Raw genomic sequence first — 26,400 nt, 5'->3', positions numbered from 1 at the left:
TCTCGACCATCCGCCGGTGATCGTCAGCGAGGGTCGCAGCTTTCCCGTCGAGATCCGCCATCGCGACCGGCCAGCGGGCGAGCGGATCGAAGACAGCGTGACGAGCGCCATCCTCGCCGCGCATGGTGGCGAGGAGGGATCGATCCTTGCCTTCCTGCCGGGACAGGGCGAAATCCTGCGCACCGCCGAACGCCTGGAGGGGCGGTTCGGACCGCAGACCCTGATTGCGCCGCTCTATGGCAACCTCAGCCAGCAGGACCAGGATCTCGCCATCCGGCCGGCCCCGGCGGGCACCCGCAAGATCGTGCTGGCGACCTCGATCGCGGAAACCTCGATCACCATCGACGGGGTGCGCGTCGTCATCGACAGCGGGTTGCAGCGGCTGCCGGTGTTCGAGCCCGCCACCGCCATCACCCGGCTGGAAACGGTCCGGGTGTCGCGCGCCTCCGCCGATCAACGTGCCGGGCGCGCCGGACGCACGGAACCAGGAACCACCATCCGCCTCTGGCATGCAGGGCAGACGGCGGCGCTGCCGGCCTTCACGCCGCCGCAGATCCTCTCCTCCGACCTGTCGCAGCTGGCGCTCGACCTGGCGCACTGGGGCGTGAAGGATCCGGCAACGCTCCGCTTCCTGGATCCGCCGCCGGCGCCGGCACTTGCCGAAGCCCGCGCCCTGCTCGTGCAGCTCGGCGCCCTCGATGCGACCTTCGGGATGACCGAAAAAGGCCACCTGATGCGGCGGCTCGCCCTGCCGCCGCGGCTTTCGGCCATGGCCATTTCGGCCGCCGCCGAGGGCCTTGGGCTGCTCGCCTGCCAGCTTGCGGTGCTGCTGACCGAGCAGGGCCTCGGCGGCAAGGATCTCGATCTCGACGAGCGGCTGCGGCGGTTTCGATTCGAACGCGGGGCCCGTGCGGACGCTGCGCGGGGGCTCGCCGCCCGGCTGGCGCGCAGCCTGCCCGGCACCGGTGAATCCGGCGCGCCCTCGAACGCGGGCCCCCTGTTGCTGCACGCCTATCCCGACCGGGTGGCCCTGCAGCGCGGCGGTCGCGGCCGGTTCATCATGGCGAACGGGCGCGGCGCGGAGCTGCCGGAGACCGAGCGGCTGGCCGGCAGCCGGATGCTGGTGATCGCCGACCTCACCGGTCGCGCCGCGCAGGGCCGCATTCTTGCCGCGGCGGAGGTCACCCGCGCCGACGTGCAGGACCACCTGCGCGATGTCATCGTCGAGGGAGAGGAGTGTTTCTTCGACCGGGCGAGCCGCCAGGTGCGGGCCCGCAGGGTGATGCGGCTCGGAGCCATCGTCTTCGAGGAGACGCCGCTGCCGAAGCCGCGCGGCGAAGCGGCCGCCCGGGCGCTGGCCGAGGGCGTGCGGGAGCTCGGGCTGGCAGCGCTGCCGTTTTCGCGCGACGCCCAGCATCTGCGCCAGCGGATCGGCTTCCTGCAGCGGAGCATCGGCGATCCCTGGCCGGACATGGGCGAGGAGGCGCTGCTCGACCGGCTGGAGGACTGGTTCGTGCCGTTCCAGGGCAGCAGCTCCAGTCTCGACGCCATCGACGCCGGCAGCCTCACCGAGGGGCTGCGCTCGCTCGTGCCGCACGACCTGCGCCGCGACCTCGACCGGCTGGCCCCCACCCATTTCGAGGCACCGACCGGCCAGCGCCACCCGATCCGCTATGACGGGGAGGAGCCGGTGCTGGCGATCCGGGTGCAGGAACTCTACGGACTGAAGACGCATCCGTCGGTGGCCGGCGGACGGTTGCCGCTTCTGCTGGAGCTGACATCGCCGGCGCACCGGCCGATCCAGACGACCCGCGACCTGCCGGGCTTCTGGGCGGGATCCTGGAAGGACGTGCGCGCCGAGATGCGCGGGCGCTACCCCAGGCACCCCTGGCCGGAGCGGCCCGACGAGGCGCTGCCCACCACGCGTGCCAAGCCGCGCGGGACGTGACAGAATGCCGCCTCGGGAGATGGGGCAAGGAGCTGTATTGGACCAGTCCATGAACAAGGCAGACACGATGGGCGCTGGCCGTCAGACGGAAACCCTCGGCCTCTCTTCGGTGCGCGAGGCGCAGTTCGGGTCCTCCAGCCGGCGGTTCCGGCTCCAGACGCTGGTCCGGCTGCGCTGGCTGGCGGTCGCCGGCCAGACGCTGACGGTGCTGATCGTGGCGCTGGCGCTCTCGTTTCCGCTGCCGCTGCTTCCGGCCGGCTTCCTGATCGGCGCCCTGGCGCTCGCCAATGTGATGCTGTCGCTGTGGTTTCCCCCGACGCAGCGGCTGGGGCCGAAGGCAGCCCTTGCACTCCTCAGCTTCGATCTCCTGCAGATGGCGTGCCTGCTGTTCATCACCGGCGGGCTTGCCAATCCGTTCGCGCCCCTCCTCTGCGTGCCGGTGATCATCTCGTTTGCCTCGCAGCCGCTGCGGCACTCGATTGCACTCCTCCTGCTGGCGCTCGCCTGCACCACGGCGCTCGCCTTCTCGCCCTATCCGCTCCCCTGGTATCCGGAAGAGATCTGGCGGGTCCAGCCGGTCATGCAGCTTGGCATCTGGTTCTCGATCGCCTCGATGATGAGCTTTGCCGCCTTCTACGCCTATCAGGTGTCCAACGAGGCGACGCTGCTGGCGGATGCGCTGGCGGCGACCGAACTCGTGCTGGAGCGGGAAAAGCACCTGTCGCAGCTCGACGGCCTGGCCGCGGCGGCAGCACATGAACTGGGGACGCCGCTCGCCACGATCAGCGTGATCGCCAAGGAGATGGAGCGTGACTTCGGCGACAACGAGCTGCTCCGGGAAGACGTCCAGCTGCTGCGCAGCCAGAGCGAGCGCTGCCGCGATATCCTGAAGCGCCTGACCTCGCTGTCGGCGGCGAGCGAGGAGCACATGCGCCGCCTGTCGCTGTCCTCGATGATCGAGGACGTGATCGCGCCGCACCGCCAGTTCGGGATTGCCATCGGGCTCGTCGAGAGGGGCGACCGCGCCAGCGAACCGGTCTGCACCCGCAACGCCGGCATTCTCTACGGTCTCGGCAATCTCGTGGAGAACGCGGTGGATTATGCGGCAAGCCAGGTGACCGTAACCGTCGAGCATAATGCCGAACGGGTCGTGGTCGTCATCGAGGACGATGGCACCGGCTACTCGGCAGATATTCTTTCCCGCATCGGCGAACCCTATATGACGACGAGGGGCAAGGAAGTCGAGCGCGCCGGCGGGCTCGGGCTCGGCCTGTTCATCGCCAAGACGCTGCTGGAACGCTCCGGGGCGAGATTGCGATTCGAGAATCGGAATGGCGACGGAGCAGGTGCCCGTATCCGCATCGAGTGGCCCCGGGCGATGCTCGAGGATGGTTAGCTGGCGCCGGTGGTCCGAGAGGGTCTGCAGACCGTAGATCCTTTTGAAACCGTGACGCTTCTGGAGAAGAGACATGGATACACCAATGCGAACCGCAGACGCTGCTGCGGAACTTCTGCTGGGGCCCGATCGGTCCCTGCTCATCGTCGACGATGACGGACCCTTCCTGCGACGGCTGGCGCGCGCCATGGAAAGCCGCGGCTTTACGGTCGACGTGGCGGAATCCGTTGCCGAGGGCATTGCCAAATCAAAGGCCAATCCGCCGAAATATGCCGTCGTCGATCTTCGGCTGGGAGACGGCAACGGGCTCGACGTGATCGAGGCGATTCGTCAGCTGCGGCAGGATACCAAGACCATCGTGCTGACCGGCTACGGCAATATCGCCACGGCCGTCACGGCGGTGAAGCTCGGTGCCCTCGACTATCTGGCCAAGCCCGCCGATGCGGACGACGTCTTCCATGCGCTGACACAGCGACCCGGGGAGAAGGCGGACGTGCCGGAAAATCCGATGTCGGCAGACCGGGTGCGCTGGGAGCATATCCAGCGGGTCTACGAGATGTGCGAGCGCAATGTGTCGGAGACGGCGCGGCGCCTCAACATGCACCGCCGGACGCTGCAGCGGATCCTCGCCAAGCGGGCGCCGAAATAGATCACATCTCGTCGAAGGTCCTGCCGGTGGCCCATTCGGCCATCGTCAGCCGATGCGCGGATGCTCTTGCGAAATTCAGCATGACCGCCTTGCGGGTCGCCGGCGGCAATCGGTGTTCCGGCGCATCGCGCATGAGATGGGCGCCGTAGCCATCCGAGAGCAAGAGGCCGCAATCGCCCGGGAAGATCTCCAGGGGTACGTCCTTGTGGGTGGCGAAGAACAGGCGATCACAACAGGCGCGGTAGTCCGGCCACTTGCGATCGACCCTAAAATCCTCGATCGAGGTCTTGATCTCGATGATCCAGATTTCGCCCTTTTCCGACAGCGTGATGAGGTCGGCCCGGCGGCCATTGGCAAGCGCGAGTTCCGGCAGCGTCGCGTGCCGCATGTCGGTGAGCAGGATCTGCAGGCCACGGCGCACCATCATGGCGCGGGCCGACTGGCGGCCATCGATGAGAGGATTGCTGTTTGCGATGCTGACACGGGTCATGACGTCGAATGCCGGTTCCATGGTTCGGATGTTGCAAAAAAGGCAGATCCGCGTCCAATCGTGCGGGCGCGACCCCCGGCGGGGGTACAGCGACTTGCCAAGCCTGTTTTATTCGAAAATAACCCGATCCGAAAGGCGGTCATCCCGCCTGCGTCGCTTTTCCCCCTTTCCGTGAGATCTCCATGCGCATCCGCACAAGCATGATCGCCTTCGGCCTCCTGGCAAGCGTTGCCCTGGCCGGATGCTCCACCACGTCCGAAACCACCCCGGTCACTCGCGTCGAGACCGCCAGTATCCCTGCCGATTCCTACGGCTCCGTCACCGATGCCGGCTATGCCTTGCCCGCCATTCCGATCAGCCGCGTGGACAAGAAGTTCCACCGGCAGATCGTCGACTACGCGACGCAGGAGAAGCCGGGCACGATCGTCGTCAACACGCGTGAACGCTTCCTCTATTACATCCTGCCGAACGGCAAGGCGGTCCGTTACGGGATCGGCGTCGGCAAGCAGGGCTTCTCCTGGTCGGGCGAAGCCTATGTGGCCTGGAAGCAGGCCTGGCCGACCTGGCACCCGCCGAAGGAAATGGCGGAGCGCAAGCCGGATGTCGCCCGCTATGTCGAGGATGGAATGGGACCGGGGCTCAGCAATCCGCTCGGTGCCCGCGCCATGTATCTCTTCAACGAGAAGGGCCAGGACACGCTGTTTCGCCTGCACGGCACGCCGGAATGGGCCTCGATCGGCACCGCTGCCTCCTCGGGCTGCATCCGGCTGATCAACCAGGATGTGATCGACCTCTACGACCGCGTCCGTCCCGGCCGCAACACCAAGGTCGTCGTCATCCAGTAAGCAGATTGCTTCGCGAAGCTAACGTAAAGGCCGCCGGTTACTCCGGCGGCCTTTGTCGTTTAGTGCGCGTGCTTAGCCTTGAGCTCCAGCCGCCGCCGGTGGAGGACCGGCTCGGTGTAGCCGTTCGGCTGTTGCCTGCCCTTCAGCACCAGGTCGAGGGCCGCCTGAAAGGCGATCGAGCCGTCAAAATCCGGCGCCATCGGATGGTAGAGCGGGTCGCCGGCATTCTGCCCGTCGACGACCGCCGCCATCCGCTTCATCGTCTCGACGACCTGCGCCTCGCTGATGAGCTTGTGGTGCAGCCAGTTGGCCATGTGCTGCGCCGAGATGCGAAGCGTCGCGCGGTCTTCCATCAGGCCGATGTCGTTGATGTCGGGCACCTTGGAGCAGCCGACGCCCTGGTCGATCCAGCGCACCACATAACCGAGGATGCCTTGCGCGTTATTGTCGAGCTCGCGCTGGATCTCCTCCGCCGTCCAGTTCGGCCTTGATGCGACCGGCACGGAGAGAATGTCGGAGAGCTTGGCGCGGCCCCTCGTCTTCAGGCCGGACTGGACATCGGCGACATTGACCTTGTGATAGTGGGTTGCGTGGAGGGTCGCCGCGGTCGGCGACGGAACCCAGGCGGTATTTGCGCCTGCCTTGGGGTGGGCAATCTTCTGCTCCAGCATGGCCGCCATCAGATCCGGCATGGCCCACATGCCCTTACCGATCTGCGCGTGACCGGCCAGGCCGCACTCCAGGCCGATGTCGACGTTCCAGTTCTCGTAGGCGGAGATCCAGGCGGCCTGCTTCATGTCGCCCTTGCGGATCATCGGACCTGCTTCCATCGACGTATGGATCTCGTCGCCGGTGCGGTCGAGGAAGCCGGTGTTGATGAAGACGACGCGCTCGCGGGCGGCGCGGATGCATTCCTTGAGGTTGACCGTGGTGCGGCGCTCCTCGTCCATGATGCCCATCTTGATGGTGTTGGCGGGCATGCCGATCGCTTCTTCGACGCGGGCAAAGATCTCGCAGGCGAAGGCGACTTCTTCCGGCCCGTGCATCTTCGGCTTGACCACATACATGGAGCCGGTGCGAGAATTCTGGCGGCCCCCGTTGGGTCCGATGTCATGCAGCGCAAGGAGAGCGGTCACCATGGCGTCCATGATGCCTTCCGGCACCTCGCGACCGTCCTGGTCGAGAACGGCCGGATTGGTCATCAGGTGACCGACATTGCGCACCAGCATCAGCGACCGGCCCTTGAGGCTGCCGCTCGCGCCTTGCGGCGTCGTAAACGCGATGTCCGGCTCCAGCTTGCGGATGAAGCTCCTGCCGCCCTTCGCCACCTCTTCCTGAAGGTCGCCCTTCATCAGGCCGAGCCAGTTGCGATAGACGAGCACCTTATCTTCGGCATCGACGGCGGCGACGGAATCTTCGCAGTCCATAATGGTGGTGATCGCCGATTCGAGCCGGACGTCGGAAATCTTCGCCGGGTCGTCCTTGCCGATCAGCGTCGTCGGATCGATCCGCACCTCGATATGCAGGTTGTTCTTTCCGAGCAGCAGGCTTTCCGGCGCCGCAGCTTCGCCCGTATACCCGATGAACTGTGCAGGATCGGCGAGTTCGACCGTGCGTCCTTCCGGACCGGCTGCCGTGAGGGTGCCGGCAGCAACGGCGAAGGATGTCACGTCGCTCCAGCGCGCGCCGGACAGCGGCACCGACTGGTCGAGGAAATCGCGCACCCAGGCAATTACCTTGGCGCCGCGGACAGGGTTGTAGGATCCGCCCTTTTCGGCGCCACCCTCCTCCGCAATGGCGTCGGTGCCGTAGAGCGCATCATAGAGCGAGCCCCAGCGCGCGTTGGCGGCGTTCAAGGCATAACGTGCGTTCATCACCGGGACGACGAGCTGCGGCCCGGCAATCTCGGCTATCTCTGGGTCGACGTTCTCCGTCGAGACCTTGAAATCGGGTCCTTCCGGCAGGAGATAGCCGATGTCGCGGAGGAATTCCTCGTAGACCTTCAGGTCCACCGGTGCACCGTTGGCACGATACCATTCGTCGAGCTTTTCCTGCATCTCGTCGCGCTTGGCCAGCAGAGTGCGGTTCTTCGGCGCCAGATAATGGACGATCTGGGCAAACTGGGAAAAGAAACGCTCCGCGTCGACGCCCGTGCCGGGGATTGCCTCCTGCAGGAGAAAATCATGCAGCTTCTCATCGATTGCGAGGCCGTTCTTGGTGATGCGCGCCATCCGGTGCCTCCTCCTCATCCCTGATTGTTATTGCCTGCCAATTTGCGCGCAGAGCCGCCACTGTCAATGCGCCGAAGGGATGACGGCACCAATCTCGCGTGAGGCCACTCGCGGACGGCCGACCGCCGTCGCCACGATCCGGGCCTCCAGCAGCCTTGGCGATCCGTCGACATCCGGCCGGTCCAGATGCTCCTCCAAAGTGACGACAGCATCATCGGCACCTGCTGCGGCGGCGCGTGCCAGGGCCGCCGCGCGTGCCCGCTCGCTAGCCTGTTCGAGCGCCTCGGCCTCACTGCTCGCCATGAGATTGTCGCCGGCGCCCGAGATCACGAACCCTCCCTCGCCCGAGATGCTCACCACGACACTCACGACGGCGCGGACCTGTCCAACGACAGCGCCGATGGCGTTGGCCACGTCTGCGTCTGGCGGAACGACTGACTCCGCGCCCAGCATGCGTGCGACGGCGGGATAATAGAGCGCCGCGGAGGCTCCCAGCCCGACCAGCGGACGATCGAGGGTGATCGAGATGCCGACGATGCCGGGGCTGCGTCGTAGGGCACGGTCGATTGCGGGAGACGTCGAGGGATCGATGAATTCGCCGCCATCCTCCGCCAGGCAGGTCGCCAGGACCGCTTCGGCGGACTGGCGGGTCAGGCGCGCGACCACCGCCTCGGCCAGTTCGTCCGCTGACGGAGCGATTGCGCGCCCGGCACCGTCCCTGCGCCAGGCGCAAAGCTCGAAGCCCATGCGCGCCGCCTCCGCATTCCACTGGCCCTGCCGACGCAGGACATGCAGCGCGTCGGAGGGGGTGATGCCGCAGAGGTGAACAAGGCCGCGGGCGACAAGGCCGTCGAGCAGGACCTTATCCGGTGCCGACTGCAGCAGGGCGTCGAGGCTCACGGGCTCGGAACCGAGGCGCTGCAACAGGATCTGCTCCTGCGCTCTGAGGCCCTGCGCCGTTTCCGTGACGAGGCCGGTTGCCACGGCGAATCGGACGTCGTGGCGGCCGGGTCGCGGTGCCTTCAGCTGCTTTTCCAGTGCGGAAAGGATGATCTCCCGGTGATGGTGGGCAAGGAGGCTGAGCGGCAGGATCCGACGGGGCCCGAGCGTGATCGACGACGTCAGGCCCCGGTCATCGATATGGACCTCCGAATCGCCGCCAAGGCCGAAGGTCCGGAGCGCGACCGCCTCGACCATGGTGCGGTGTCCGCCGACGATCGCGCCTTCTTCGGCAAGCCGCGGCAGGCCGCCTTCCAGCACCGCGACGTCGGTGGTCGTTCCGCCGATGTCGGAGACGACGGCGCGGTCGAGGCCGGTCAGATAGCGGGCGCCGACCAGGCTTGCTGCCGGGCCGGAGAGGATTGTCTCGATCGGCCTCAGGCGCGCCTCGGCTGCCGAGATCAGGGCGCCGTCACCGCGCACGACCATCAGCGGCGCCGCTACGCCGCGACTGTCGAGAAAGCGCTCGCAAGCATCGATCAACCGGTCGATGATCGGCACGAGCCTGGCGTTCAGGAGCGTCGTCAGCGCCCGGCGCGGCCCGCCGAGCCTGGAGGACAGCTCGTGGCTGCAGGTCACCGGCAGGCCGGTCAGTTCGCGCAGACGGTCCCGCACACGCAGTTCGTGAGCCGGATTCCGGACCGCGAAATAGCCGGCCACCGCAAAGGCGGAGACACGCTCGGCAAGGGCGGCGGCCGCGTCTTCGAGAACCGCAAGATCAAGTGGAAGCGCGTTGCCGTGGACGTCGTGGCCGCCCGGCACGAAGACGACGGGATCACGCCCCAGCGCCTCCTGCAAGCCGCCGCGGGCCAGATCCTCCTGCGAGAAGCCGATCATCACGAGTGCCGCGCTGCCGCCCTGCCCCTCAACCAGGGCATTGGTGGCCAGCGTCGTCGACAGCGACACAAGCCCGATCTGCGACGGCAGGATGCCGCTTTCGGCGATCACCCGGTCGACGGCTCCTGCGATGCCCAGCGAAAGGTCGTGCCGCGTCGTCAGCGATTTCGCCTTGGCGACCACGCCTTCCGGCTCCCGGAAAATCACCGCGTCGGTGTAGGTTCCGCCGGTGTCGATGCCGAGAAGGTATGGTAGGGGCACGCGAAATTCCCGATGAGGCTGCATGCGATGAATATCGCATGCACGACAAAGATCAATTCGCCGCGGACGATATTCCCTCACGCTTGGTGACCCGCATCGGCAGGCCGTTGCGGGGCTGGGTCGTCAGCTTCTGCACCGGCCAGGGGTTCGTCTCCGGCGTGACGTCGAAGCGGTACCGGCGCATCAGCACCGCCAGCGCGATCACCGCCTCCTGCATGGCGAAGGTAGCGCCGATGCAGATGCGCGGACCGGCGCCGAAAGGAAGGTACTGGAAACGGCTGATGCTACCGCGGTTCTCGGGCAGGAAGCGCTCCGGCATGAAGGCCCGCGGCTTGTCCCAGTAGAGCTCGTGACGATGCAGGGTCCAGGGCATGATCAGCACGGTCACGCCGGCGTCGATCTTGACGCGTTTGCCGTCGGGGCTTTCCCAGGCATCGTCGGCGATCGCCGCGCGGTTCAGCGAGGGTGCTGGCGGATAGAGCCGCAGGGCCTCCTCGAAGGCGGCGCGCACCATGGGCATCTGGTCCAGCCAGTCGACCGGATCGGCGCCGGACGCCATGACCTGGTCGATCTCGGCTTCCATCCGGTCGCGCACATGCGGCGAGTTGGCGACGCAATAGAGCGTCCAGGCGAGCGCGCGGGCCGTGGTTTCATGTCCTGCGCCGATGAAGGTCAGGATGTTGTCCTCGATCTCTTCCATGGTCAGCCCGTCCGGTCCGGCGAGCTGCAGGAGGAGCGTCAGGAAATCCTGCGGCGCGGCCTCGGGATCCCTGCGGATCTTCTCCTGGCGACGCGCCATGGTCCTGGCGACGATCTCCCGGAATTTTCCGAGCACCCGCTGCCCGCCGATCCGCGTCACGCGCGGCACCCATGCCGGCGCCCGCAAGAGATCCATCGGATCGACCCGGCCCATGCGGTGCAGAAGATTGTCGACATCCTCGGAGAAGTCGTTGCTTTCCGTGACAATCTCGCCGGAAAACAGCGTCTCCGAGAGAATCGCGAAGGTGAGTTCGGTCATGTCGACGGAGATGTCGAAGACCTTGCCCTCGCCCAGACCTTCATATTTTTCCACATATTCTTCGGACTTGCGCAGCATCTGGGTCGCAAAACCCTTCGAATGCCGTGGGGTGAAGACCGGTGCCATGGCCTTGCGCGAGCGCTTCCAGACCGGCCCCTCCGCAGTCAGCAGACCATCGCGCAGAATGGGCCGCAGGATCAGCTGCCGGATCTCGGACATCTCGTAGTTGGCAGCATTGTCGACCAGTACGTGGCGGATCAGCCCGGGGTCGTTGACGATCAGTGTCCGCTCGCTGAAGAACTTCGTCTCGATCCATGGGAGCGTATAGGAGGGCACCCCCCACAGCTCGAGGGGGTTGTTGAGAACGGTCCGGATGATTTCCAGCCGCGAGGGCGGAATGGTGCGCGGGATGGGAGCGGGCGGGACGAACGGCTCGGGGCGCATGTCCATCGACGGCCCTCCTGATGCTGGTTTCCTGAACCAGAGATATCAGGACTCAGAGCAGCGATTTCAACTCGGGGAGCTTATCATTGACCAGCCAGCCGTAGTAGTTCTCTTCGGGCAGGCCGCCGCGGGAGCGGAGCGCGACAGCACGGTCGGCGGAACCGCCGGTGTTGTAGAGGGTGGCCGTGACGCCCGGGTTGGTGGAAATGTCCACTCCGGCGATGCGGGCATAGTCGTCGATCGACCTGCGGATGGCCGCCGCCATATAGGCGAGCGAACGGTCGGGATCCATGATGGCTTCATAGACGCCGGCTGCATTATTCTCGTCGAGCTTTTCATAGCCGGAGGTCTTGGCGACCATGTCCGAGAGCATCAGCGCCGTCAGCGGGTTGACCTGGCCGAGCCCAAAGGTCTGGCCGGCATAGAAGGGCTGGAAGAAGACGGCACTGAACCGGTTGTCGGGATAGGAGACCCCACCCACGGACCGTCCTCGAAAGCTCTTGTCCCAGACGGCTTCGCGGCATGTCCAGAGGGTGTAGGAATCCGCCTTCTGGTCGCAGCGGGAAAATTCTGACCGGGCGACGAAGTCGCTGATCGTCTCGTCGCCATGGCCAAACCGGAACCGATCCCCGGCATAGGCCGCGGCCTTGATGTAGTAAGACTGCAGCCGATCATAGGCATCGACATTATAGGTGTGCTCGCCGACGATCGCTCCCACCATGTGGATCGGATCGATCCTATAGGCAGCCGCGGTGGCCTTGATCTTGCCGATCAATGCCTTGTCGGTCGCCAGCAGATCACGGATCTTGTCGTATTTGTCATCGAACGTTGTGCGACCGGCACGGGTACGGCGTACCGAAGCCCCTGGCACCCGTGGCTGCTCCACATGGCGATTGCCTTCCGGCACCGCGCGAAGACCTGCGGCGTCTGCCGCAGTCACACTGCCCATCGCCAGAAGAAATGCCAGAAGAAGTCGCTTCAAGATATCGGACCTGCAAACCGTGCGAAAATGAAGAGGGGCGCGCTCAAGAACACCGGCTGCGACCTGACATCCGCCACGAGCGAATGGATGCCTCCCTTAGGGGAAAGGGGGGCATCCTGTCGAGGCGTCTTGCATCAAATCGCCGTCAACATCAGCAAGTCCTTGCAGTCCGTTGCTCTGCCGCCACGCGTTACAGGATGTAGCGAGACAGATCCGTATCGGCGGCAAGGTCCCCGACGTGCTCGCGCACATAGTCCGCGTCGATCATCGCGGCGGTGCCGCCGCGGTCGGGCGCATTGAAGGATATGTCGTCGAGCACCCGCTCCATCACGGTCTGGAGGCGGCGGGCGCCGATGTTCTCCACGGATGAATTGAGGTGAACGGCAACGTCCGCGAGTGCATCGATCGCATCTTCCGTAAAGTCGAGATCAAACTGCTCCGTCTCCATCAGTGCCTTGTACTGGCGGATCAGGCTTGCCTCCGTTTCCGTCAGGATGCGGCGGAAGTCCTCCTTCGTCAGCGGAAGCAGTTCGACGCGGATCGGCAGGCGACCCTGCAGTTCCGGCAGGAGATCCGAAGGCTTGGACACATGGAAGGCGCCGGAGGCGATGAAGAGGATGTGGTCCGTCTTCACCGGTCCGTATTTCGTCGTCACCGTCGTCCCTTCGACCAGCGGCAGCAGATCACGCTGAACGCCCTCACGGGAAACCCCGGCGCCTAGGCCGCCGTCGCGGGCGGCAATCTTGTCGATCTCGTCGAGGAAGACAATGCCGTCGTTCTCGACGGACCGGACCGCTTCTCGCTGGATGACCTCGTTGTCGATCAGTTTGTCGGATTCGTCGCGAATCAGGTCGCCGTAGGACTTGGCGACGGTGGTGCGCACCTTCTTGGTGCGACCGCCCATGGCCTTGCCGAACATTTCCGTCAGGTTGAGGACGCCGATGTTGCCGCCCGGCATCCCGGGAATGTCGAAACCAGGCATGCCGGAGCTGCTGTCGGCAACTTCGACCTCGATCTCCTTGTCGTCCATTTCGCCACTGCGGAGCTTCTTGCGGAAGGATTCGCGTGTTGCAGGCGATGCCGTCGCGCCGACGAGCGCATCGAGGACCCGCTCCTCGGCACTCATATGGGCCTTGGCCTGGACCTCGGCGCGCTTCTTGTCGCGTACCAGGCCGATGCCCACCTCGACGAGGTCGCGGATGATCTGCTCGACGTCCCGGCCGACATAGCCGACCTCGGTGAACTTCGTCGCTTCGACCTTGATGAAGGGGGCGCCCGCAAGCTTGGCCAGCCGGCGGGAGATCTCGGTCTTGCCGACACCCGTCGGCCCGATCATCAGGATGTTCTTCGGCATCACCTCGTCGCGCAGGCTCTCGTCGAGCTGCTGGCGGCGCCAGCGGTTGCGCAGGGCAATCGCCACCGCGCGCTTGGCGTTGTGCTGACCGATGATATGGCGGTCGAGCTCGGAGACGATCTCCCTGGGTGAAAATGTCGTCATGTCTTCCTCTTCGGCGTCCCTGCCCGGCCGGCTCCTGAAGCCCGGCCAGTCGAACCCGTTCTCACTGGTGTTACTGTTCGGTCTCGAGCGTCTCGACCACGAGATTGTGGTTGGTGTAGACGCAGATTTCGGCGGCGATATCGAGCGACGTACGAGCGATTTCCTCGGCGGACTTGTCGCTGTCCATCAGTGCGCGGGCGGCGGCATAGGCATAGTTTCCGCCCGATCCGATGGCGATCGTGCCGTGCTCCGGCTCCAGCACATCGCCGTTGCCGGTGATGGCGAGCGTAATGGTCTTGTCGGCGACCAGCATCATCGCCTCGAGGTTCCTGAGGTATTTGTCGGTGCGCCAGTCCTTGGCGAGCTCGACGGCGGCGCGCATCAGCTGGCCGGGGTATTGCTCGAGCTTCTTCTCCAGACGATCGAGCAGCGTGAAGGCATCAGCCGTTGCGCCGGCAAAGCCTGCGATCACCTCGCCCTTGCCGATCCGCCGCACTTTTCGTGCATTTCCCTTCATGACGGTCTGGCCGAGACTGACCTGACCATCGCCGGCCATGATCACCTTGCCGCCCTTGCGGACTGTAATAATGGTTGTCATTCGTCACCTGTTGGCCCCTTGCGGGGCGTTGTCCTTGAGGCGTCGCCGCCTCGGTTGATCCCTATGTAAGTGGGGCAAGTGCGATTGCAAATCGCCGCCGAGCGCGCTTCCTTCGGTCGGTGCTTTCGCTGGATATTTGACCGGCCGCCTGTTATGGAGCGCAAATCGATCGTATGGAGCAGACAATGGCCGAAACAGCCGCCGCCCGCAGAGGCTCGGTCTCGCGCAAGACCAACGAGACGTCGGTTTCGGTTTCCGTCAACCTCGACGGGACCGGCACCGCCCGGATCTCGACCGGCGTTGGCTTCTTCGACCACATGCTGGACCAGCTTTCCCGCCACTCGCTGATCGACATGGAGATCACCGTCGAGGGCGACCTGCACATCGACGATCATCATACGGTGGAAGACACCGGCATCGCCATCGGCCAGGCGATTTCCAAGGCGCTCGGCGATCGCCGCGGCATCACCCGCTATGCCTCGCTCGACCTGGCCATGGACGAGACGATGACAAAGGCCGCCATCGACCTCTCCGGACGTCCGTTCCTTGTCTGGAACGTCGACTTCAGCGCGCCCAAGATCGGCAGCTTCGACACCGAACTGGTGCGGGAGTTCTTCCAGGCGCTGGCCCAGAACGCCGGTATCACGCTGCATATCTTCAACTACTACGGCGCCAACAATCACCATATTGCCGAGACCTGTTTCAAGGCGGTTGCCCGCTGCCTGCGAACGGCCACGGAAATCGACCCCCGCCAGGCCGACCGCGTCCCTTCCACGAAGGGCACGCTGGTCTAACGGCCGAGGAGATGTCTTGAAAAGTTATCTCGTTCTGACCCCTCCGGGCGGCGCCGATCCCGACCACAAGCGGACGATGTTCCTTGCCGACCGGTTCTCCTGGATGGCGCTCGCCTTCCCGTGGATCTGGCTGCTCACCAAGCGCCTCTGGCTTGCGGCGGCCATCGTGTTCCTGTTGCAGGTGGTTGCCGGGCGATTGATCCAGATCGAGGGCTTCGAAGTCGCCGGCTTTCTCTTCGCACTTGCCATCAATCTTGCGGTTGCGCTGGAGGGTCGCCACTTCTATAGCGAAACGCTCATACGCCGGGGCTGGACACTGGACGCCATCGTGACGGCCGGCGAGCAGAATACGGCGGAAGAGATCTATTTTTCAGGGCAAACGCCTGCGGAGACACCCGAACAGCCGACGGCCCCGGATTGGGCCAAACGCAGCGAGCCGCGACCTGACACCGGATGGGCGCAGGGCGGCATCGGGATCTTCGATCATCACGGAGGACGCTGATGCGCGTCGCAATCATCGATTACGGTTCCGGCAACCTGCGGTCCGCCACCAAGGCGTTCGAGCGCGCCGCGCGCGAGGCGGGGATCGATGCTCACATCGACCTGACGGACAAGGCGGATGCGGTGGCGACGGCCGACCGGATCGTGCTGCCGGGGGTGGGCGCCTACGCCGACTGCCGCGCCGGGCTGGATGCCGTCCCGGGCATGTATGAGGCGCTTGTCGAGGCCGTCGAAGCGAAAGCCCGTCCCTTTCTGGGGATCTGCGTCGGCATGCAGCTGATGTCATCGCGCGGGCTGGAGAAGACGGTCACCGAGGGTCTCGGCTGGATCCAGGGCGACGTGACGGAAATGGAGCCTGCCGATCCAACGCTGAAAATCCCGCAGATCGGCTGGAATACGCTCGACCTGAAGCACCCTCACCCGCTGTTTGACGGCATCCCTACAGGTGAAGACGGCCTGCACGCCTATTTCGTGCATTCCTACCACCTGGCGGCTACTAATCCGAACGAAGTCCTCGCCACCACCGACTACGGCGGTCCGATGACCGCCTTCGTCGGACGGGACAACATGGCAGGCTCTCAATTCCACCCGGAAAAGAGCCAGACACTCGGTCTCGCACTGATCGCCAATTTCCTGCGCTGGAAGCCGTAAGCCATGATTCTCTTCCCCGCCATCGACCTCAAGGACGGCCAGTGCGTTCGCCTCAAGCTCGGCGACATGGCGCAGGCGACCGTCTACAACGCCGATCCCGCCGCCCAGGCGAAAGCCTTCGAAGACCAGGGCTTCGAGTGGTTGCATGTGGTGGACCTGAACGGCGCCTTCGCCGGTGAGAGCATCAATGGCGCCGCCGTCGACGCCATCCTGAAGGCGACGAAAAACCCGGTGCAGCTCGGCGGCGGCATCCGCACGCTCGAGCACATCGAGAGCTGGCTGTCGCGCGGGCTTTCCCGTGTCATTCTCGGCACCGTCGCCGTGCGCGATCCGGCGCTGGTGATCGAGGCCTGCAAGCGATTTCCCGGCAAGATCGCCGTCGGCATCGACGCCAAGGGCGGCAAGGTCGCCGTCGAGGGCTGGGCGGAAGCCTCTGAACTCGGCGTGATTGAACTGGCGAAGAAGTTCGAAGGCGCCGGCATCTCGGCGATCATCTACACCGACATCGACCGCGACGGCATTCTTGCCGGCATCAACTGGGACGCGACGCTGGAGTTGGCGGACGCGGTCTCCATTCCGGTCATCGCATCCGGCGGCCTCGCCTCCATGGACGATGTCCGGCGGATGCTGAAGCCCGACGCAGCACGGCTCGAAGGCGCCATCTCCGGACGTGCACTCTATGACGGCCGGATCGATCCGGGCGAAGCATTGGCGTTGATCAAGGCTCGCCAGGGAGAAGCCGCATGAGCCTCAAGGCCCGCGTCATCCCCTGTCTCGACGTCAAGGACGGCCGCGTCGTCAAGGGCGTCAACTTCGTCGATCTCATCGATGCCGGCGACCCGGTCGAGGCTGCCAAGGCCTATGATGCGGCCGGTGCCGACGAGCTCTGCTTCCTCGACATCACCGCCTCTTCCGACAATCGCGACACGATCTTCGACGTCGTCGCCCGCACCGCCGATCACTGCTTCATGCCGCTGACCGTCGGCGGCGGCGTGCGCGCCGTCGCCGATATCCGCAAGCTGCTGCTCGCCGGTGCCGACAAGGTGTCGATCAATTCGGCTGCGGTGAAGAACCCGGATTTCGTGGCCGAGGCCGCCGACAAGTTCGGCAACCAGTGCATCGTCGTCTCGATCGACGCGAAGAAGGTCTCGGCCACTGGTGAAACGGACCGCTGGGAGATCTTCACCCATGGCGGACGCCAGCCGACCGGCCTCGACGCCGTGGAATTTGCGGCGACGGTGGTGAACAAGGGTGCCGGCGAGCTGCTGGTCACCTCCATGGACCGCGACGGAACCAAGAGCGGCTATGACCTTGCCCTGACGCGGACGATTGCCGATGCCGTGCGCGTGCCGGTGGTCGCCTCCGGCGGCGTCGGAACGCTGGACGACCTCGTGGCAGGCATCCGGGATGGTCATGCCACAGCGGTTCTGGCCGCCTCGATTTTCCACTTCGGCACCTATACCGTGGAGGAGGCCAAGCGTTATATGGCCGACCACGGTATCGCGATGCGGCTGCACTGACGCCGACGGAGGCATGACATGAGCGGTTTTTCCCTGGCCGATCTGGAACAGATCGTCGCGACCCGGGCGCAGGCGTCTCCGGACCACTCCTGGACGGCGAAACTCGTTGCCGCCGGACAGACGAAAGCCGCCAAGAAGCTCGGCGAGGAAGCGGTGGAGACTGTCATCGCCGCCGTTTCGCAGGAACCTGCCGACCTCGTCTGCGAAAGTGCCGACCTCCTCTATCACCTGATGGTCGTATTGAATATCGCCGGCATTCCGCTGCAGGATGTGATGGACGAACTCCAGCGGCGGACGGTGCAATCCGGTCTGCAGGAAAAGGCAAGCCGGCAGTCATGACCGTGGCAACGCAACCCCTTGAAGGCCAGGACCAGCTGTCTAGCGCCAATTACTCGCCCTATCACCAGTTCAACTCGGAGCAGTGGGCCCGGTTTCGCGCAGACACCCCAATGACGCTGACGGCGGACGAAGTGGCGCGGCTGCGCTCCCTCGACGATCCGATCGACCTCACGGAGGTGCGGCGGATCTACCTCTCCCTGTCGCGGCTCTTGTCGGCCCATGTCGAAGCCTCCCAGCTGCTGTTCCAGCAGCGTAACCGCTTTCTAAGCATGTCGGACGTGGCGAAGACGCCCTTCGTCATCGGCATTGCCGGTTCGGTGGCCGTCGGCAAGTCGACAACTGCCCGCATCCTGCAGGAGCTTCTGGCGCGCTGGCCGTCCAGCCCGAAGGTCGATCTGATCACCACCGACGGCTTCCTCTACCCCAACTCCATCTTGCGACGGGAAGGCCTGATGGAACGCAAGGGCTTTCCGGAGAGCTACGACATCGGCGCATTGCTGCGCTTCCTCTCGGCGATCAAGGCCGGCGAGCCGAACGTCCGGGCGCCGCGCTATTCGCACCTTACCTATGACGTGTTGCCGGACGAATATACCGTCGTGGACCGGCCCGACATCCTGATCTTCGAGGGAATCAACGTCCTTCAATCGCGCGACCTACCGGCAGACGGCAAGATCGTGCCGATCGTCTCGGACTTCTTCGATTTCTCCATCTACATCGATGCGGACGAGACGCTGATCCACAACTGGTATGTTGAACGCTTCATGAAGCTGCGCCAGACCGCCTTCCGCGATCCCAACTCCTTCTTCAACCGCTACGCCACCATTGGCGAGGAGGCGGCGCGCGCGATCGCCGAGGGGTTGTGGGAAAACATCAACCTGAAGAACCTGCGGCAGAACATCCTGCCGACCCGCCCGCGCGCCGACCTGATCCTGCGCAAGGGCTCCAATCACTTGGTCGAGACGGTCGCTCTCAGGAAGCTTTAAGCTTCGCCGTCGCAGGGCCCGAAGCCGGCGTTTCGACGCGATATTGCCCAGACGGAGGCCGTGGCCATCAGTGCAGGGACAAGGACCCCCAGAGACGGGTATTTCATCGCCACCACGTGGTTCATCAGCGGGTACAACCAGCCGACTGCGAGCAGAAGCATAGGTACCAGCTGCCTCCTGCCCAGGACCAGAACCGCAATGGCAAGCGGGATGGCATCGTAGGTGTAGCCGTAGGGCGTGGCGCACAAGGCGAGGAGTCCGGTGACGGCAACTCTCACGTCGTGCTCCACCGGCATCGCTCCCCGCCACAGCCAGATCACGGCCGCGACCGCGATTGCGGTGAAAATACCCTGGACCAGATAAGCTGTCCCGAGCCCTGCGCCCAGTGATCGGGCAAGGGAGAAGGCCGTCATCGCATTCATCTGGTAGCCCTGCGGATATGGCGCCTCCAGGATTACCCGCATCATCGGATTGGTCTCGGAGAAGAACAGAAGCCAAGTGTCCCAGCCGAACAAGACACCACTCAGGACAACCATCGCAAGACCGGTAACGGTGGCTGAAGCCACGGCGCGATAGTTGCCGGCAGCCATCAGGCAAAAGGGAACCAGGATTCCCAGATGCGGCTTTACCGTGAGCAGGCCCAGAAACAGGCCACCCAGAAGAGGTCTCGTCGGTGCCAGCAACAGCCCGCCGAGAAGAAGCGAGCTCGTGAGTGCGCCATTCTGACCGAAGAGTACATTGAAGAGAACAGGTGGAGCCGTCAGCAGCAGCAACCGGTGCCAGCCTTTCAACCCAAGCCAGCCGGCGGCGACCAGGAGAAATGCCAGGGTCGCTCCCGTCCATGCCAGATAGGCCGGAAACACCGGCACCACGGCAAGCGGAGCGCCGACGAGAAGCATTGACGGGGGGTAGCTCCACTCCTGATCGAGCAACAACGGAGAAAGAAGCGCCCGCAAAGCGGGTCGATAGGCCTCTACATCAAAAAGATTAGCCACATGGCCCTCTAACGCCATGCGACCGCCGCCCCAGAGGTTGGTAAAGTCCCAGTACGGCAGCCTGCCTGTCATGACGGAAAGGCCGTTGCCGTCAAGCGTCCAAGCCAAACGGAGATAGTTGAGGCCGATCAGCGTGCCCGCCAACCACACAAGCGTCCCACTCAGAACGATAGATTTCGGTATTGCGACCGGCATGACCTCTCCCTGTTCGGTCAGATTACGTCACGCGCCTTAAGGTCAAGTTGATCCGGCCGCCGTTCTTCAAAAGCGTTGACGTGCCCGGATAGATCCGGTCGACGCCGTGGAAGCAGAGCCGGCCCTCGCCGCCGAGGACGACGACGTCGCCGCTCTGCAGCCGGAAGGAGCGAGTGGGGTCCTTCCGTTGCGTGCCGCCGACGCGGAACAGGCAGGTGTTGCCGAGGGAGATCGACAGGACCGGGGCAGCGAAGTCCGTTTCGTCCTTGTCCTGATGCAGCCCCATCCTGGCATCGTCGGAATAGAAGTTGACGAGGCAGGCCTGCGGCGGCTTCGGATAATCCAACACCTCCTCCCAAAGGCTCAGAAGTTCCTGCGGGATCGGGGGCCACGGTTTTTCCGTTACCGGGTGAACATCCTGATAGCGGTAGCCGCGCGCCTTGTCCGTCACCCAGCCGAGCGATCCGCAATTGGTCATGCGCACGGACATCGGCTTGCCGGTACCGGGCATCTCCGGGACATAGAGCGGGGCTTGCGCAACGACGGCGCGGACAAGCTCTACCAGATGCTCCTGTGCTGCCCGATCGAGCCGGCCGGGCAGATATCTGACGTCATTCGGGAGGTCGGCCACGTCACTACTCTCCCGTCGGTTTGCCGCGCATTTTCTTGATCCCGGCGCGGCCTGACTTCTCCTTCAGCCGGCGCTCGACGGAACCCTTGGTCGGCCGGGTGGCCCTGCGCGGCGGCGGCGGCGGCTCCGCCGCCTTGAGGATCAATTCCTTCAACCGCTCGCGCGCGTCCTCGCGATTGCGCTCCTGGCTGCGAAACCGGTTCGCCTCGATCATCAGGACGCCATCCTTCGACATCCGGCGGCCGGCGACTCGGGCCGCGTTCTCCTTGACGCGCTCGGGCAGGGACGGTGAGTTGAGGACATCGAAGAAAAGCTGAACGGCGGTCGAGACCTTGTTGACGTTCTGCCCGCCAGGGCCACCCGCCAGCACGAACTGTTCCGTCAGTTCCCAACCTGCGATCGTGATGCGGCTGCTGATGTGAAGGGGATTGCTGGCCATCGTTCGTCTCCGCCGTCTCTATCCCATAAACGCCGGAGGAAGGAAACCACCGGCCTGATCAGGCCGGCGGCATTGGTTTGATCGACGGTCCGTTATTGCGCCACGCTAAGCAGCACCGGGGCGGCATCGCGCACCCGGCTGTCGACGTGATCCTCGAACTTCTCGAAGTTGGCGATGAACATCGAGACCAGCTTCATTGCCTGGGCGTCGTAGGCATTGCCGTCGGACCAGGTGGAGCGAGGGTCGAGAATGGCCGAATCGACGCCATCGACCGCGACTGGAACCGCAAATCCGAAATTCGCATCCGTGCGGAACTGTGCGCCCTTGAGGTCTCCCGTCAGGGCCGCCGTCAGCAGCGCACGAGTCGCCTTGATTGGCATCCGGCGCCCGACGCCGTAAGCACCCCCGGTCCAGCCGGTGTTGACGAGCCAGCAATCGACGCCGTGACGATCGATCAGGTCGCGCAGCAGGTTGCCGTATTCAGCCGGATGACGCGGCATGAAGGGCGCTCCGAAGCAGGTGGAGAAGGTCGCTTCCGGTTCGGTGACACCCTTTTCCGTGCCGGCCACCTTGGCGGTGTAGCCGGACAGGAAGTGGTACATGGCCTGTTCCGGCGTCAGCCGGGCGATCGGCGGCATGACACCGAAGGCATCCGCCGTCAGCATGATGATCGTCTTCGGATGCGGGGCAAGCCCGGTCTCCGACGCGTTGGGAATGAAGTGCAGCGGATAGGCGCTACGGGTGTTTTCCGTCAGCGAGCCGTCCTCGAAATCCGGGACGCGGTTCTCGTCGAGGACGACGTTCTCCAGCACCGTTCCGAAACGACGGGTGGCGGCGTAGATTTCCGGTTCCGCTTCGGCCGAGAGCCGAATGGCCTTGGCGTAGCAGCCGCCCTCGAAATTGAAGATCCCGCTTTCGCCCCAGCCATGCTCGTCGTCGCCGATCAGGGTACGGCTCGGATCGGCAGACAGCGTCGTCTTGCCCGTTCCCGATAGACCGAAGAAGACGGCGGCGTCGCCATCGGGGCCGACATTGGCGGAGCAATGCATCGGCATGACGTGCTTTGCCGGCAGCAGGTAGTTCAGCACGGTAAAGACCGACTTCTTGTTCTCGCCGGCATAGGAGGTCCCGCCGATCAGCACGATGCCACGCGCCAGGTCACAGGCGATCACGGTCTCGGTGCGGCAGCCGTGCCGTGCCGGATCCGCCTTGAAGCTTGGGAGGTTGATGATCGTCAATTTCTGCGTGAAGGTCTCGAGCGTTGCCCGGCTCGGCCGGATGAGAAGGTTGCGAATGAAGAGCGCATGCCAGGCGAGCTCGGTCACCACGCGCGTCGGGAGAGCATTTTCAGGGTCGGCGCCACCGATCAGGTCCTGAATGTAGAGCGTCTTGGCGGCCGCATGCGCCAGCATGTCCTTGTGAAGGACGTCAAAGCGCTCCGGAGACATCGGCTTGTTGTTGTCCCACCAGATCACGTCTTCCGTGTTTTCGTCGCGGACGACGAACTTGTCCTTGGGGGAACGGCCGGTGTGCTGGCCGGTGACGGCGCGCAGGGCTCCATCCGCCGTCAACTCGGCTTCCCCGTTGCGGATGGCTTCCTCGTAGAGTTCCGTCTCCGAGAAGTTGTATTTGGCGCGGGAGACATCGGTAAAACCAATGGTCGAAATCCCGTTGGACGAATTGTAAAGTCCAAGCTCCTGCATATGCGCCTTCCTTCCCGTGGCATTGTCCTGCTGCACCAGTTAGCTTCGACGAGACCAAAGGGCAAGACCAGATAATGACAATAACGCAATGATATCAATATATTAATCGATTTAAAAAAATCTATTCCTATTTAAATCGGTTTAGTGTCTTTTTTAGTTTGCAGAGTCGAACAAGTGGAGCGGGGGCGCGTTGTCGTTGTAATCCGCGGCAAAGCCTCTATCTTTGCCACAATTTGTTCCACCTTTAGACTCACAACGCGCTTCGGCATTCGCCGGACCTGGCTGGGGACATTCCAGGAGATGCGCAGAGATGGTGATGGAGACGGAGAGCATGCAGACAATCGCGCTCGTGGACGACGATCGCAACATCCTCACTTCGGTATCGATTGCGCTTGAAGCAGAAGGCTACAAGGTCGAGACCTACACTGATGGTGCGTCCGCACTTGACGGCCTCCTTGGGCGGCCGCCGCAACTGGCAATCTTCGACATCAAGATGCCACGCATGGACGGAATGGAACTGTTGCGACGGCTTCGGCAGAAGTCCGACATCCCGGTGATCTTCCTGACGTCAAAGGACGAGGAGATCGACGAGCTGTTCGGCCTGAAGATGGGAGCGGATGATTTCATCACCAAGCCGTTCTCGCAACGCCTGCTGGTGGAGCGCGTCAAGGCGATCCTGAGGCGCGCCAGCGCCCGCGAGACCCAAGGGTCCGGCACCGGCGCCAAGACGGCAAGCGACGCCCAGCAGGCAAGAACCCTTGATCGCGGACAACTGGCCATGGACCAGGAGCGGCACACCTGCACCTGGAAAGGCGAGCCTGTGACGCTGACGGTGACGGAGTTCCTGATCCTTCACTCGCTTGCCCAGCGGCCAGGCGTGGTCAAGAGCCGCGACGCTCTGATGGATGCCGCCTACGACGAGCAGGTCTACGTGGACGACCGGACGATCGACAGCCACATCAAGCGGCTGCGGAAGAAATTCAAGATGGTTGACGTGGACTTCGATATGATCGAAACGCTCTACGGGGTCGGCTACCGCTTCCGGGAAGCTGCATAGGCAAGTCGGCACGGCCGACAGGAGAGCGAGCACCCATCAAGGTGCGCAGCCGGTCCTGCGAAAGGACTATTGGTGGCAGATCGACTGCTTGACGATGACATTGCTGATGGGGTGGACGACGATGGACAGCGCGCGTCTGGACGCGTTTGGTCTCATCCCTTCACGATGATCCGCAGGGTGTTCGGACACGCCGTCTTTTCAAGCCTCACCCGCCGGATCCTGTTCTTCAACATCGCGGCGACCGTCGTTCTGGTGGGCGGTATCCTCTATCTCAACCAGTTTCGAGAGGGGCTGATCGACGCCCGGGTCGAAAGCCTGCTGACACAGGGCGAGATCATCGCCGGCGCGATTTCGGCCTCTGCTTCGGTCGACACCAATTCGATCACGATCGACCCTGAGAAGCTGCTCGAGCTGCAGGCGGGGCAAAGCATCACGCCCGTTCCTAACGACGAGGACCTCGATTTTCCGATCGATCCCGACCGTGTCGCGCCGGTGCTTCGGCGGCTGATTTCTCCGACACGCACCCGGGCCCGGCTGTTCGACGCGGACGCCAACATGCTGCTCGATTCCCGCCACCTCTATTCCCGCGGCCAGGTGCTGCGCTACGATCTGCCGCCGGTTGAACAGGAGACGACGAGCTGGAGCGACTGGTCCGTTGGTCTGTTCAACCGCATGCTGCAGCAGAGCAATCTTCCGCTCTACAAGGAAGCGCCCGGCGGCGACGGCTCCATCTATCCGGAGGTGATGAATGCGCTGACCGGCGTGCGCGGTGCGGTCGTCCGCATCACCGATCGTGGCGAGTTGATCGTCTCCGTCGCGGTTCCGGTGCAGCGGTTCCGGGCCGTGCTGGGGGTGCTCCTCCTGTCGACGCAGGCGGGTGACATCGACAAGATCGTCCATGCGGAGCGGCTTGCGATCATGCGGGTGTTCGGGGTCGCGACCCTCGTCAACATCCTCCTGTCGCTGCTTCTGTCCTCGACCATCGCCAATCCGCTGCGGCGGCTCGCGGCCGCCGCCATCCGCGTGCGGCGTGGCGCCAAGCAGCGCGAAGAAATCCCCGATTTCGCTTACCGCCAGGACGAGATCGGCAATTTGTCGATCGCACTGCGCGAAATGACCACCGCGCTCTACGACCGGATCGACGCGATCGAGAGCTTCGCCGCCGACGTCAGCCACGAGCTCAAGAACCCCCTGACCTCGCTGCGCAGCGCAGTGGAAACTTTGCCGCTGGCGAAAACGGAAGAATCGAAGCAGAGACTGACGGAGATCATCTTCCACGATGTGCGCCGGCTCGACCGCCTGATCAGCGATATTTCGGATGCCTCGCGGCTCGATGCGGAACTCGCCCGTTCGGATGCGGCGCCCATCGACATGCAGGTCCTGCTGCGCAACATGGTCGATATTTCTCGCCAGATCCGCAGCGGCCGCAAGGTTGTGCAAATCGAGCTCAGCATAGACGCCAAGCCGGCCGGAAAGGCCTCTTTCATCGTCAATGGCCACGATCTCCGGCTGGGGCAGATCGTCACCAACCTCATCGAGAATGCGCGCTCCTTCGTTCCGGACCAGGGCGGGCAAATCCTCATCCGGCTCTACCATTTCCGCGGTCGCATCAACGTCCAGATCGATGACAACGGCCCCGGGATCCAGGCCGAAGACATCGACCGGATCTTCGAACGTTTCTACACGGACCGGCCAGAAGGCGAGAGCTTCGGGCAGAACTCCGGCCTCGGCCTTTCGATCAGCCGGCAGATCGCCGAGGCCCACGGCGGAACGCTGAGGGCCGAGAACAACACCGATCCGAAGACCGGCGAGATCATCGGCGCACGGTTCACGCTGTCGCTGCCACCCGCCGGCCGCGCCGATGCCTGACCCGGTCAACATCCATGCCACCGCGATCGTCGTGGGCGAAGCAGGCCTGCTGTTCGTCGGCCCTTCCGGGATCGGAAAATCCTCAATGGCGCTGCAGTGTCTGGCCACAGCAAGACGGGCCGGATGGAGTGCCGCGCTCGTTGCCGATGACCAGGTCTTCGTCTCGCAAAGCAGCGGGAGACTGGTTGCCGCCCGGCCTGCTGCCATTGCCGGACTGATCGAGATCCGCGGCAGCGGCATCGCGGCAATCGCGAGCATCCCGGAGGCGCCCCTGCATCTGGCAATCCTCCTGGTGGACCCGCTTACAGCCGAACGTCTGCCGGATCTGGAACAGACCTATCCGATCCCCGGGCACGGCGACCTTCCCCAGCTCCTGCTGGTCAAAGATCACCGGGAGCCGCTCGCGGCCATCGCGGCACTTCATCCCGGGATCGGTATACCGACGACATTGTGAAAGGGACCACTCGTATTTTTGACTTGCACTTCAGCGTTACATGGCGAAGATGGCGTCCCACCGCTGGACGGCC

The 26,400-nt window shown here is 64.2% G+C and carries 25 protein-coding genes (1 of these 25 cut by a window edge); 14 read left to right on the top strand and 11 right to left on the bottom strand.

Translation table 11 applies throughout. From position 1 onward, the window contains the following. From hrpB to M1E10_RS07955, 3 genes are all read left to right on the top strand, one after another. A protein-coding gene (gene hrpB, locus M1E10_RS07965; protein ID WP_499175827.1) for an ATP-dependent RNA helicase crosses the window boundary here: on the top strand, positions 1 to 1,948 show its 3' portion. 524 nt of this gene lie to the left of the window's left edge; 1,948 of the gene's 2,472 nt are visible here — the last part of the coding sequence; the start codon falls outside the window, past its left edge; the stop codon is at positions 1,946 to 1,948. 49 nt (positions 1,949 to 1,997) lie between these two features. Then, a complete protein-coding gene (locus M1E10_RS07960; RefSeq protein WP_499175826.1) occupies positions 1,998 to 3,344 on the top strand; it encodes an ActS/PrrB/RegB family redox-sensitive histidine kinase in 1,347 nt (448 codons plus the stop codon). A 73-nt stretch (positions 3,345 to 3,417) separates the two neighbouring features. After that, positions 3,418 to 3,993: an ActR/PrrA/RegA family redox response regulator transcription factor gene (locus M1E10_RS07955; protein ID WP_499175825.1), complete on the top strand. Its 576-nt coding sequence runs from the start codon at positions 3,418 to 3,420 to the stop codon at positions 3,991 to 3,993. Position 3,994: 1 nt separating this feature from the next. On the opposite strand, the gene M1E10_RS07950 is transcribed toward M1E10_RS07955, so the two are convergent. Then, a complete protein-coding gene (locus M1E10_RS07950; RefSeq protein WP_499177121.1) occupies positions 3,995 to 4,483 on the bottom strand; it encodes an MmcB family DNA repair protein in 489 nt (162 codons plus the stop codon). A 182-nt stretch (positions 4,484 to 4,665) separates the two neighbouring features. Here M1E10_RS07950 and M1E10_RS07945 point away from each other — a divergent pair, with 182 nt between their 5' ends. After that, positions 4,666 to 5,328: a L,D-transpeptidase gene (locus M1E10_RS07945; RefSeq protein ID WP_499175824.1), complete on the top strand. Its 663-nt coding sequence runs from the start codon at positions 4,666 to 4,668 to the stop codon at positions 5,326 to 5,328. A gap of 59 nt (positions 5,329 to 5,387) precedes the next feature. Here M1E10_RS07945 and M1E10_RS07940 read toward each other — a convergent pair whose 3' ends face one another. From M1E10_RS07940 to hslV, 6 genes are all read right to left on the bottom strand, one after another. Continuing rightward, positions 5,388 to 7,559, bottom strand: a complete 2,172-nt coding sequence (locus tag M1E10_RS07940; RefSeq protein WP_499175823.1) for a malate synthase G — start codon at positions 7,557 to 7,559, stop codon at positions 5,388 to 5,390. Positions 7,560 to 7,622: 63 nt separating this feature from the next. Continuing rightward, positions 7,623 to 9,656, bottom strand: a complete 2,034-nt coding sequence (locus M1E10_RS07935) for a hydantoinase/oxoprolinase family protein (protein WP_499175822.1) — start codon at positions 9,654 to 9,656, stop codon at positions 7,623 to 7,625. Positions 9,657 to 9,708: 52 nt separating this feature from the next. Beyond that, a complete protein-coding gene (locus M1E10_RS07930; protein ID WP_499175821.1) occupies positions 9,709 to 11,124 on the bottom strand; it encodes a cytochrome P450 family protein in 1,416 nt (471 codons plus the stop codon). A gap of 46 nt (positions 11,125 to 11,170) precedes the next feature. After that, positions 11,171 to 12,100, bottom strand: a complete 930-nt coding sequence (locus tag M1E10_RS07925) for a DUF1402 family protein (protein WP_499175820.1) — start codon at positions 12,098 to 12,100, stop codon at positions 11,171 to 11,173. A gap of 190 nt (positions 12,101 to 12,290) precedes the next feature. Continuing rightward, positions 12,291 to 13,598 (bottom strand): ATP-dependent protease ATPase subunit HslU, encoded by a 1,308-nt coding sequence (gene hslU, locus M1E10_RS07920; protein ID WP_499175819.1) that lies wholly within the window; start codon positions 13,596 to 13,598, stop codon positions 12,291 to 12,293. Positions 13,599 to 13,668: 70 nt separating this feature from the next. Beyond that, positions 13,669 to 14,196 carry an ATP-dependent protease subunit HslV gene (gene hslV, locus M1E10_RS07915; RefSeq protein WP_499175818.1) on the bottom strand — a complete coding sequence of 176 codons (528 nt, stop codon included), beginning with the start codon at positions 14,194 to 14,196 and terminating at the stop codon, positions 13,669 to 13,671. Between the two features lie 185 nt (positions 14,197 to 14,381). On the opposite strand from hslV, the gene hisB reads away from it, so the two are divergent. Genes hisB through coaA form a run of 7 tightly spaced genes read left to right on the top strand, consistent with a single transcriptional unit; the run spans position 14,382 to position 18,984 of the window. Beyond that, on the top strand, positions 14,382 to 14,990 hold the full coding sequence (gene hisB / locus M1E10_RS07910) for an imidazoleglycerol-phosphate dehydratase (protein ID WP_499175817.1): 609 nt from the start codon (positions 14,382 to 14,384) through the stop codon (positions 14,988 to 14,990). Between the two features lie 16 nt (positions 14,991 to 15,006). After that, positions 15,007 to 15,492: a DUF2628 domain-containing protein gene (locus tag M1E10_RS07905; RefSeq protein ID WP_499175816.1), complete on the top strand. Its 486-nt coding sequence runs from the start codon at positions 15,007 to 15,009 to the stop codon at positions 15,490 to 15,492. Further along, positions 15,492 to 16,142 (top strand): imidazole glycerol phosphate synthase subunit HisH, encoded by a 651-nt coding sequence (gene hisH, locus M1E10_RS07900; RefSeq protein WP_499175815.1) that lies wholly within the window; start codon positions 15,492 to 15,494, stop codon positions 16,140 to 16,142. The genes M1E10_RS07905 and hisH overlap by 1 nt, the downstream gene beginning before the upstream one ends. 3 nt (positions 16,143 to 16,145) lie before the next feature. Next, the gene (hisA, locus tag M1E10_RS07895; RefSeq protein WP_499175814.1) at positions 16,146 to 16,889 is read left to right on the top strand and encodes a 1-(5-phosphoribosyl)-5-[(5-phosphoribosylamino)methylideneamino] imidazole-4-carboxamide isomerase; all 744 of its coding nucleotides are present in this window, start codon (positions 16,146 to 16,148) and stop codon (positions 16,887 to 16,889) included. After that, positions 16,886 to 17,662 (top strand): imidazole glycerol phosphate synthase subunit HisF, encoded by a 777-nt coding sequence (gene hisF / locus M1E10_RS07890; RefSeq protein WP_499175813.1) that lies wholly within the window; start codon positions 16,886 to 16,888, stop codon positions 17,660 to 17,662. Before hisA ends, hisF begins: the two co-directional genes overlap by 4 nt. 18 nt (positions 17,663 to 17,680) lie before the next feature. Beyond that, the gene (locus tag M1E10_RS07885; RefSeq protein WP_499175812.1) at positions 17,681 to 18,001 is read left to right on the top strand and encodes a phosphoribosyl-ATP diphosphatase; all 321 of its coding nucleotides are present in this window, start codon (positions 17,681 to 17,683) and stop codon (positions 17,999 to 18,001) included. Next, entirely contained in the window at positions 17,998 to 18,984 is a 987-nt protein-coding gene (gene coaA, locus M1E10_RS07880) for a type I pantothenate kinase (protein WP_499175811.1), read from the top strand. The genes M1E10_RS07885 and coaA overlap by 4 nt, the downstream gene beginning before the upstream one ends. Here the strand turns inward: coaA and M1E10_RS07875 are convergent. The 4 genes from M1E10_RS07875 to M1E10_RS07860 all read right to left on the bottom strand — a co-directional run bounded on the left by M1E10_RS07875 (position 18,981) and on the right by M1E10_RS07860 (position 22,947). Further along, the gene (locus M1E10_RS07875) at positions 18,981 to 20,174 is read right to left on the bottom strand and encodes a glycosyltransferase family 87 protein (RefSeq protein WP_499175810.1); all 1,194 of its coding nucleotides are present in this window, start codon (positions 20,172 to 20,174) and stop codon (positions 18,981 to 18,983) included. The genes coaA and M1E10_RS07875 overlap by 4 nt on opposite strands. Before the next feature lie 22 nt (positions 20,175 to 20,196). Then, positions 20,197 to 20,805, bottom strand: coding sequence for an alpha-ketoglutarate-dependent dioxygenase AlkB family protein (locus M1E10_RS07870; RefSeq protein WP_499175809.1), 609 nt, complete (start codon positions 20,803 to 20,805; stop codon positions 20,197 to 20,199). Between the two features lie 4 nt (positions 20,806 to 20,809). Continuing rightward, the gene (arfB, locus tag M1E10_RS07865) at positions 20,810 to 21,244 is read right to left on the bottom strand and encodes an aminoacyl-tRNA hydrolase (RefSeq protein ID WP_499175808.1); all 435 of its coding nucleotides are present in this window, start codon (positions 21,242 to 21,244) and stop codon (positions 20,810 to 20,812) included. A gap of 92 nt (positions 21,245 to 21,336) precedes the next feature. After that, complete coding sequence (locus M1E10_RS07860; RefSeq protein WP_499175807.1) at positions 21,337 to 22,947, bottom strand: phosphoenolpyruvate carboxykinase (ATP); 1,611 nt, start codon at positions 22,945 to 22,947, stop codon at positions 21,337 to 21,339. Positions 22,948 to 23,278: 331 nt separating this feature from the next. Between M1E10_RS07860 and M1E10_RS07855 the strand changes: the two genes are divergently transcribed. The 3 genes from M1E10_RS07855 (at position 23,279) to M1E10_RS07845 (ending at position 26,327) form a co-directional block, all read left to right on the top strand. Then, on the top strand, positions 23,279 to 24,004 hold the full coding sequence (locus tag M1E10_RS07855; RefSeq protein WP_499175806.1) for a response regulator transcription factor: 726 nt from the start codon (positions 23,279 to 23,281) through the stop codon (positions 24,002 to 24,004). A 72-nt stretch (positions 24,005 to 24,076) separates the two neighbouring features. Next, entirely contained in the window at positions 24,077 to 25,873 is a 1,797-nt protein-coding gene (locus M1E10_RS07850; protein WP_499175805.1) for a sensor histidine kinase, read from the top strand. Beyond that, positions 25,866 to 26,327: an HPr kinase/phosphorylase gene (locus tag M1E10_RS07845; RefSeq protein ID WP_499175804.1), complete on the top strand. Its 462-nt coding sequence runs from the start codon at positions 25,866 to 25,868 to the stop codon at positions 26,325 to 26,327. Before M1E10_RS07850 ends, M1E10_RS07845 begins: the two co-directional genes overlap by 8 nt. The last annotated feature ends 73 nt before the right edge of the window (positions 26,328 to 26,400 follow it).

It is taken from the genome of Rhizobium sp. PK7-22 (genome assembly GCF_056530405.1).
Note: the sequence above shows the minus strand (reverse complement) of the source record. Positions and strands in the feature narration are given on the sequence as shown.

What these genes read in the sequence shown, in the direction of transcription:
- M1E10_RS07860 (WP_499175807.1), bottom strand. Translation starts at nt 22,947, where the DNA reads ATGCAGGAGCTTGGACTTTACAATTCGTCCAACGGGATTTCGACCATT.
- M1E10_RS07930 (WP_499175821.1), bottom strand. Translation starts at nt 11,124, where the DNA reads ATGGACATGCGCCCCGAGCCGTTCGTCCCGCCCGCTCCCATCCCGCGC.
- M1E10_RS07960 (WP_499175826.1), top strand. Translation starts at nt 1,998, where the DNA reads ATGAACAAGGCAGACACGATGGGCGCTGGCCGTCAGACGGAAACCCTC.
- M1E10_RS07845 (WP_499175804.1), top strand. Translation starts at nt 25,866, where the DNA reads ATGCCTGACCCGGTCAACATCCATGCCACCGCGATCGTCGTGGGCGAA.
- hisB (WP_499175817.1), top strand. Translation starts at nt 14,382, where the DNA reads ATGGCCGAAACAGCCGCCGCCCGCAGAGGCTCGGTCTCGCGCAAGACC.
- M1E10_RS07945 (WP_499175824.1), top strand. Translation starts at nt 4,666, where the DNA reads ATGCGCATCCGCACAAGCATGATCGCCTTCGGCCTCCTGGCAAGCGTT.
- M1E10_RS07875 (WP_499175810.1), bottom strand. Translation starts at nt 20,174, where the DNA reads ATGCCGGTCGCAATACCGAAATCTATCGTTCTGAGTGGGACGCTTGTG.
- M1E10_RS07885 (WP_499175812.1), top strand. Translation starts at nt 17,681, where the DNA reads ATGAGCGGTTTTTCCCTGGCCGATCTGGAACAGATCGTCGCGACCCGG.
- hisH (WP_499175815.1), top strand. Translation starts at nt 15,492, where the DNA reads ATGCGCGTCGCAATCATCGATTACGGTTCCGGCAACCTGCGGTCCGCC.
- M1E10_RS07855 (WP_499175806.1), top strand. Translation starts at nt 23,279, where the DNA reads ATGCAGACAATCGCGCTCGTGGACGACGATCGCAACATCCTCACTTCG.
- M1E10_RS07950 (WP_499177121.1), bottom strand. Translation starts at nt 4,483, where the DNA reads ATGACCCGTGTCAGCATCGCAAACAGCAATCCTCTCATCGATGGCCGC.
- hslU (WP_499175819.1), bottom strand. Translation starts at nt 13,598, where the DNA reads ATGACGACATTTTCACCCAGGGAGATCGTCTCCGAGCTCGACCGCCAT.
- hisF (WP_499175813.1), top strand. Translation starts at nt 16,886, where the DNA reads ATGAGCCTCAAGGCCCGCGTCATCCCCTGTCTCGACGTCAAGGACGGC.
- hisA (WP_499175814.1), top strand. Translation starts at nt 16,146, where the DNA reads ATGATTCTCTTCCCCGCCATCGACCTCAAGGACGGCCAGTGCGTTCGC.
- hslV (WP_499175818.1), bottom strand. Translation starts at nt 14,196, where the DNA reads ATGACAACCATTATTACAGTCCGCAAGGGCGGCAAGGTGATCATGGCC.
- M1E10_RS07955 (WP_499175825.1), top strand. Translation starts at nt 3,418, where the DNA reads ATGGATACACCAATGCGAACCGCAGACGCTGCTGCGGAACTTCTGCTG.
- arfB (WP_499175808.1), bottom strand. Translation starts at nt 21,244, where the DNA reads ATGGCCAGCAATCCCCTTCACATCAGCAGCCGCATCACGATCGCAGGT.
- coaA (WP_499175811.1), top strand. Translation starts at nt 17,998, where the DNA reads ATGACCGTGGCAACGCAACCCCTTGAAGGCCAGGACCAGCTGTCTAGC.
- M1E10_RS07940 (WP_499175823.1), bottom strand. Translation starts at nt 7,559, where the DNA reads ATGGCGCGCATCACCAAGAACGGCCTCGCAATCGATGAGAAGCTGCAT.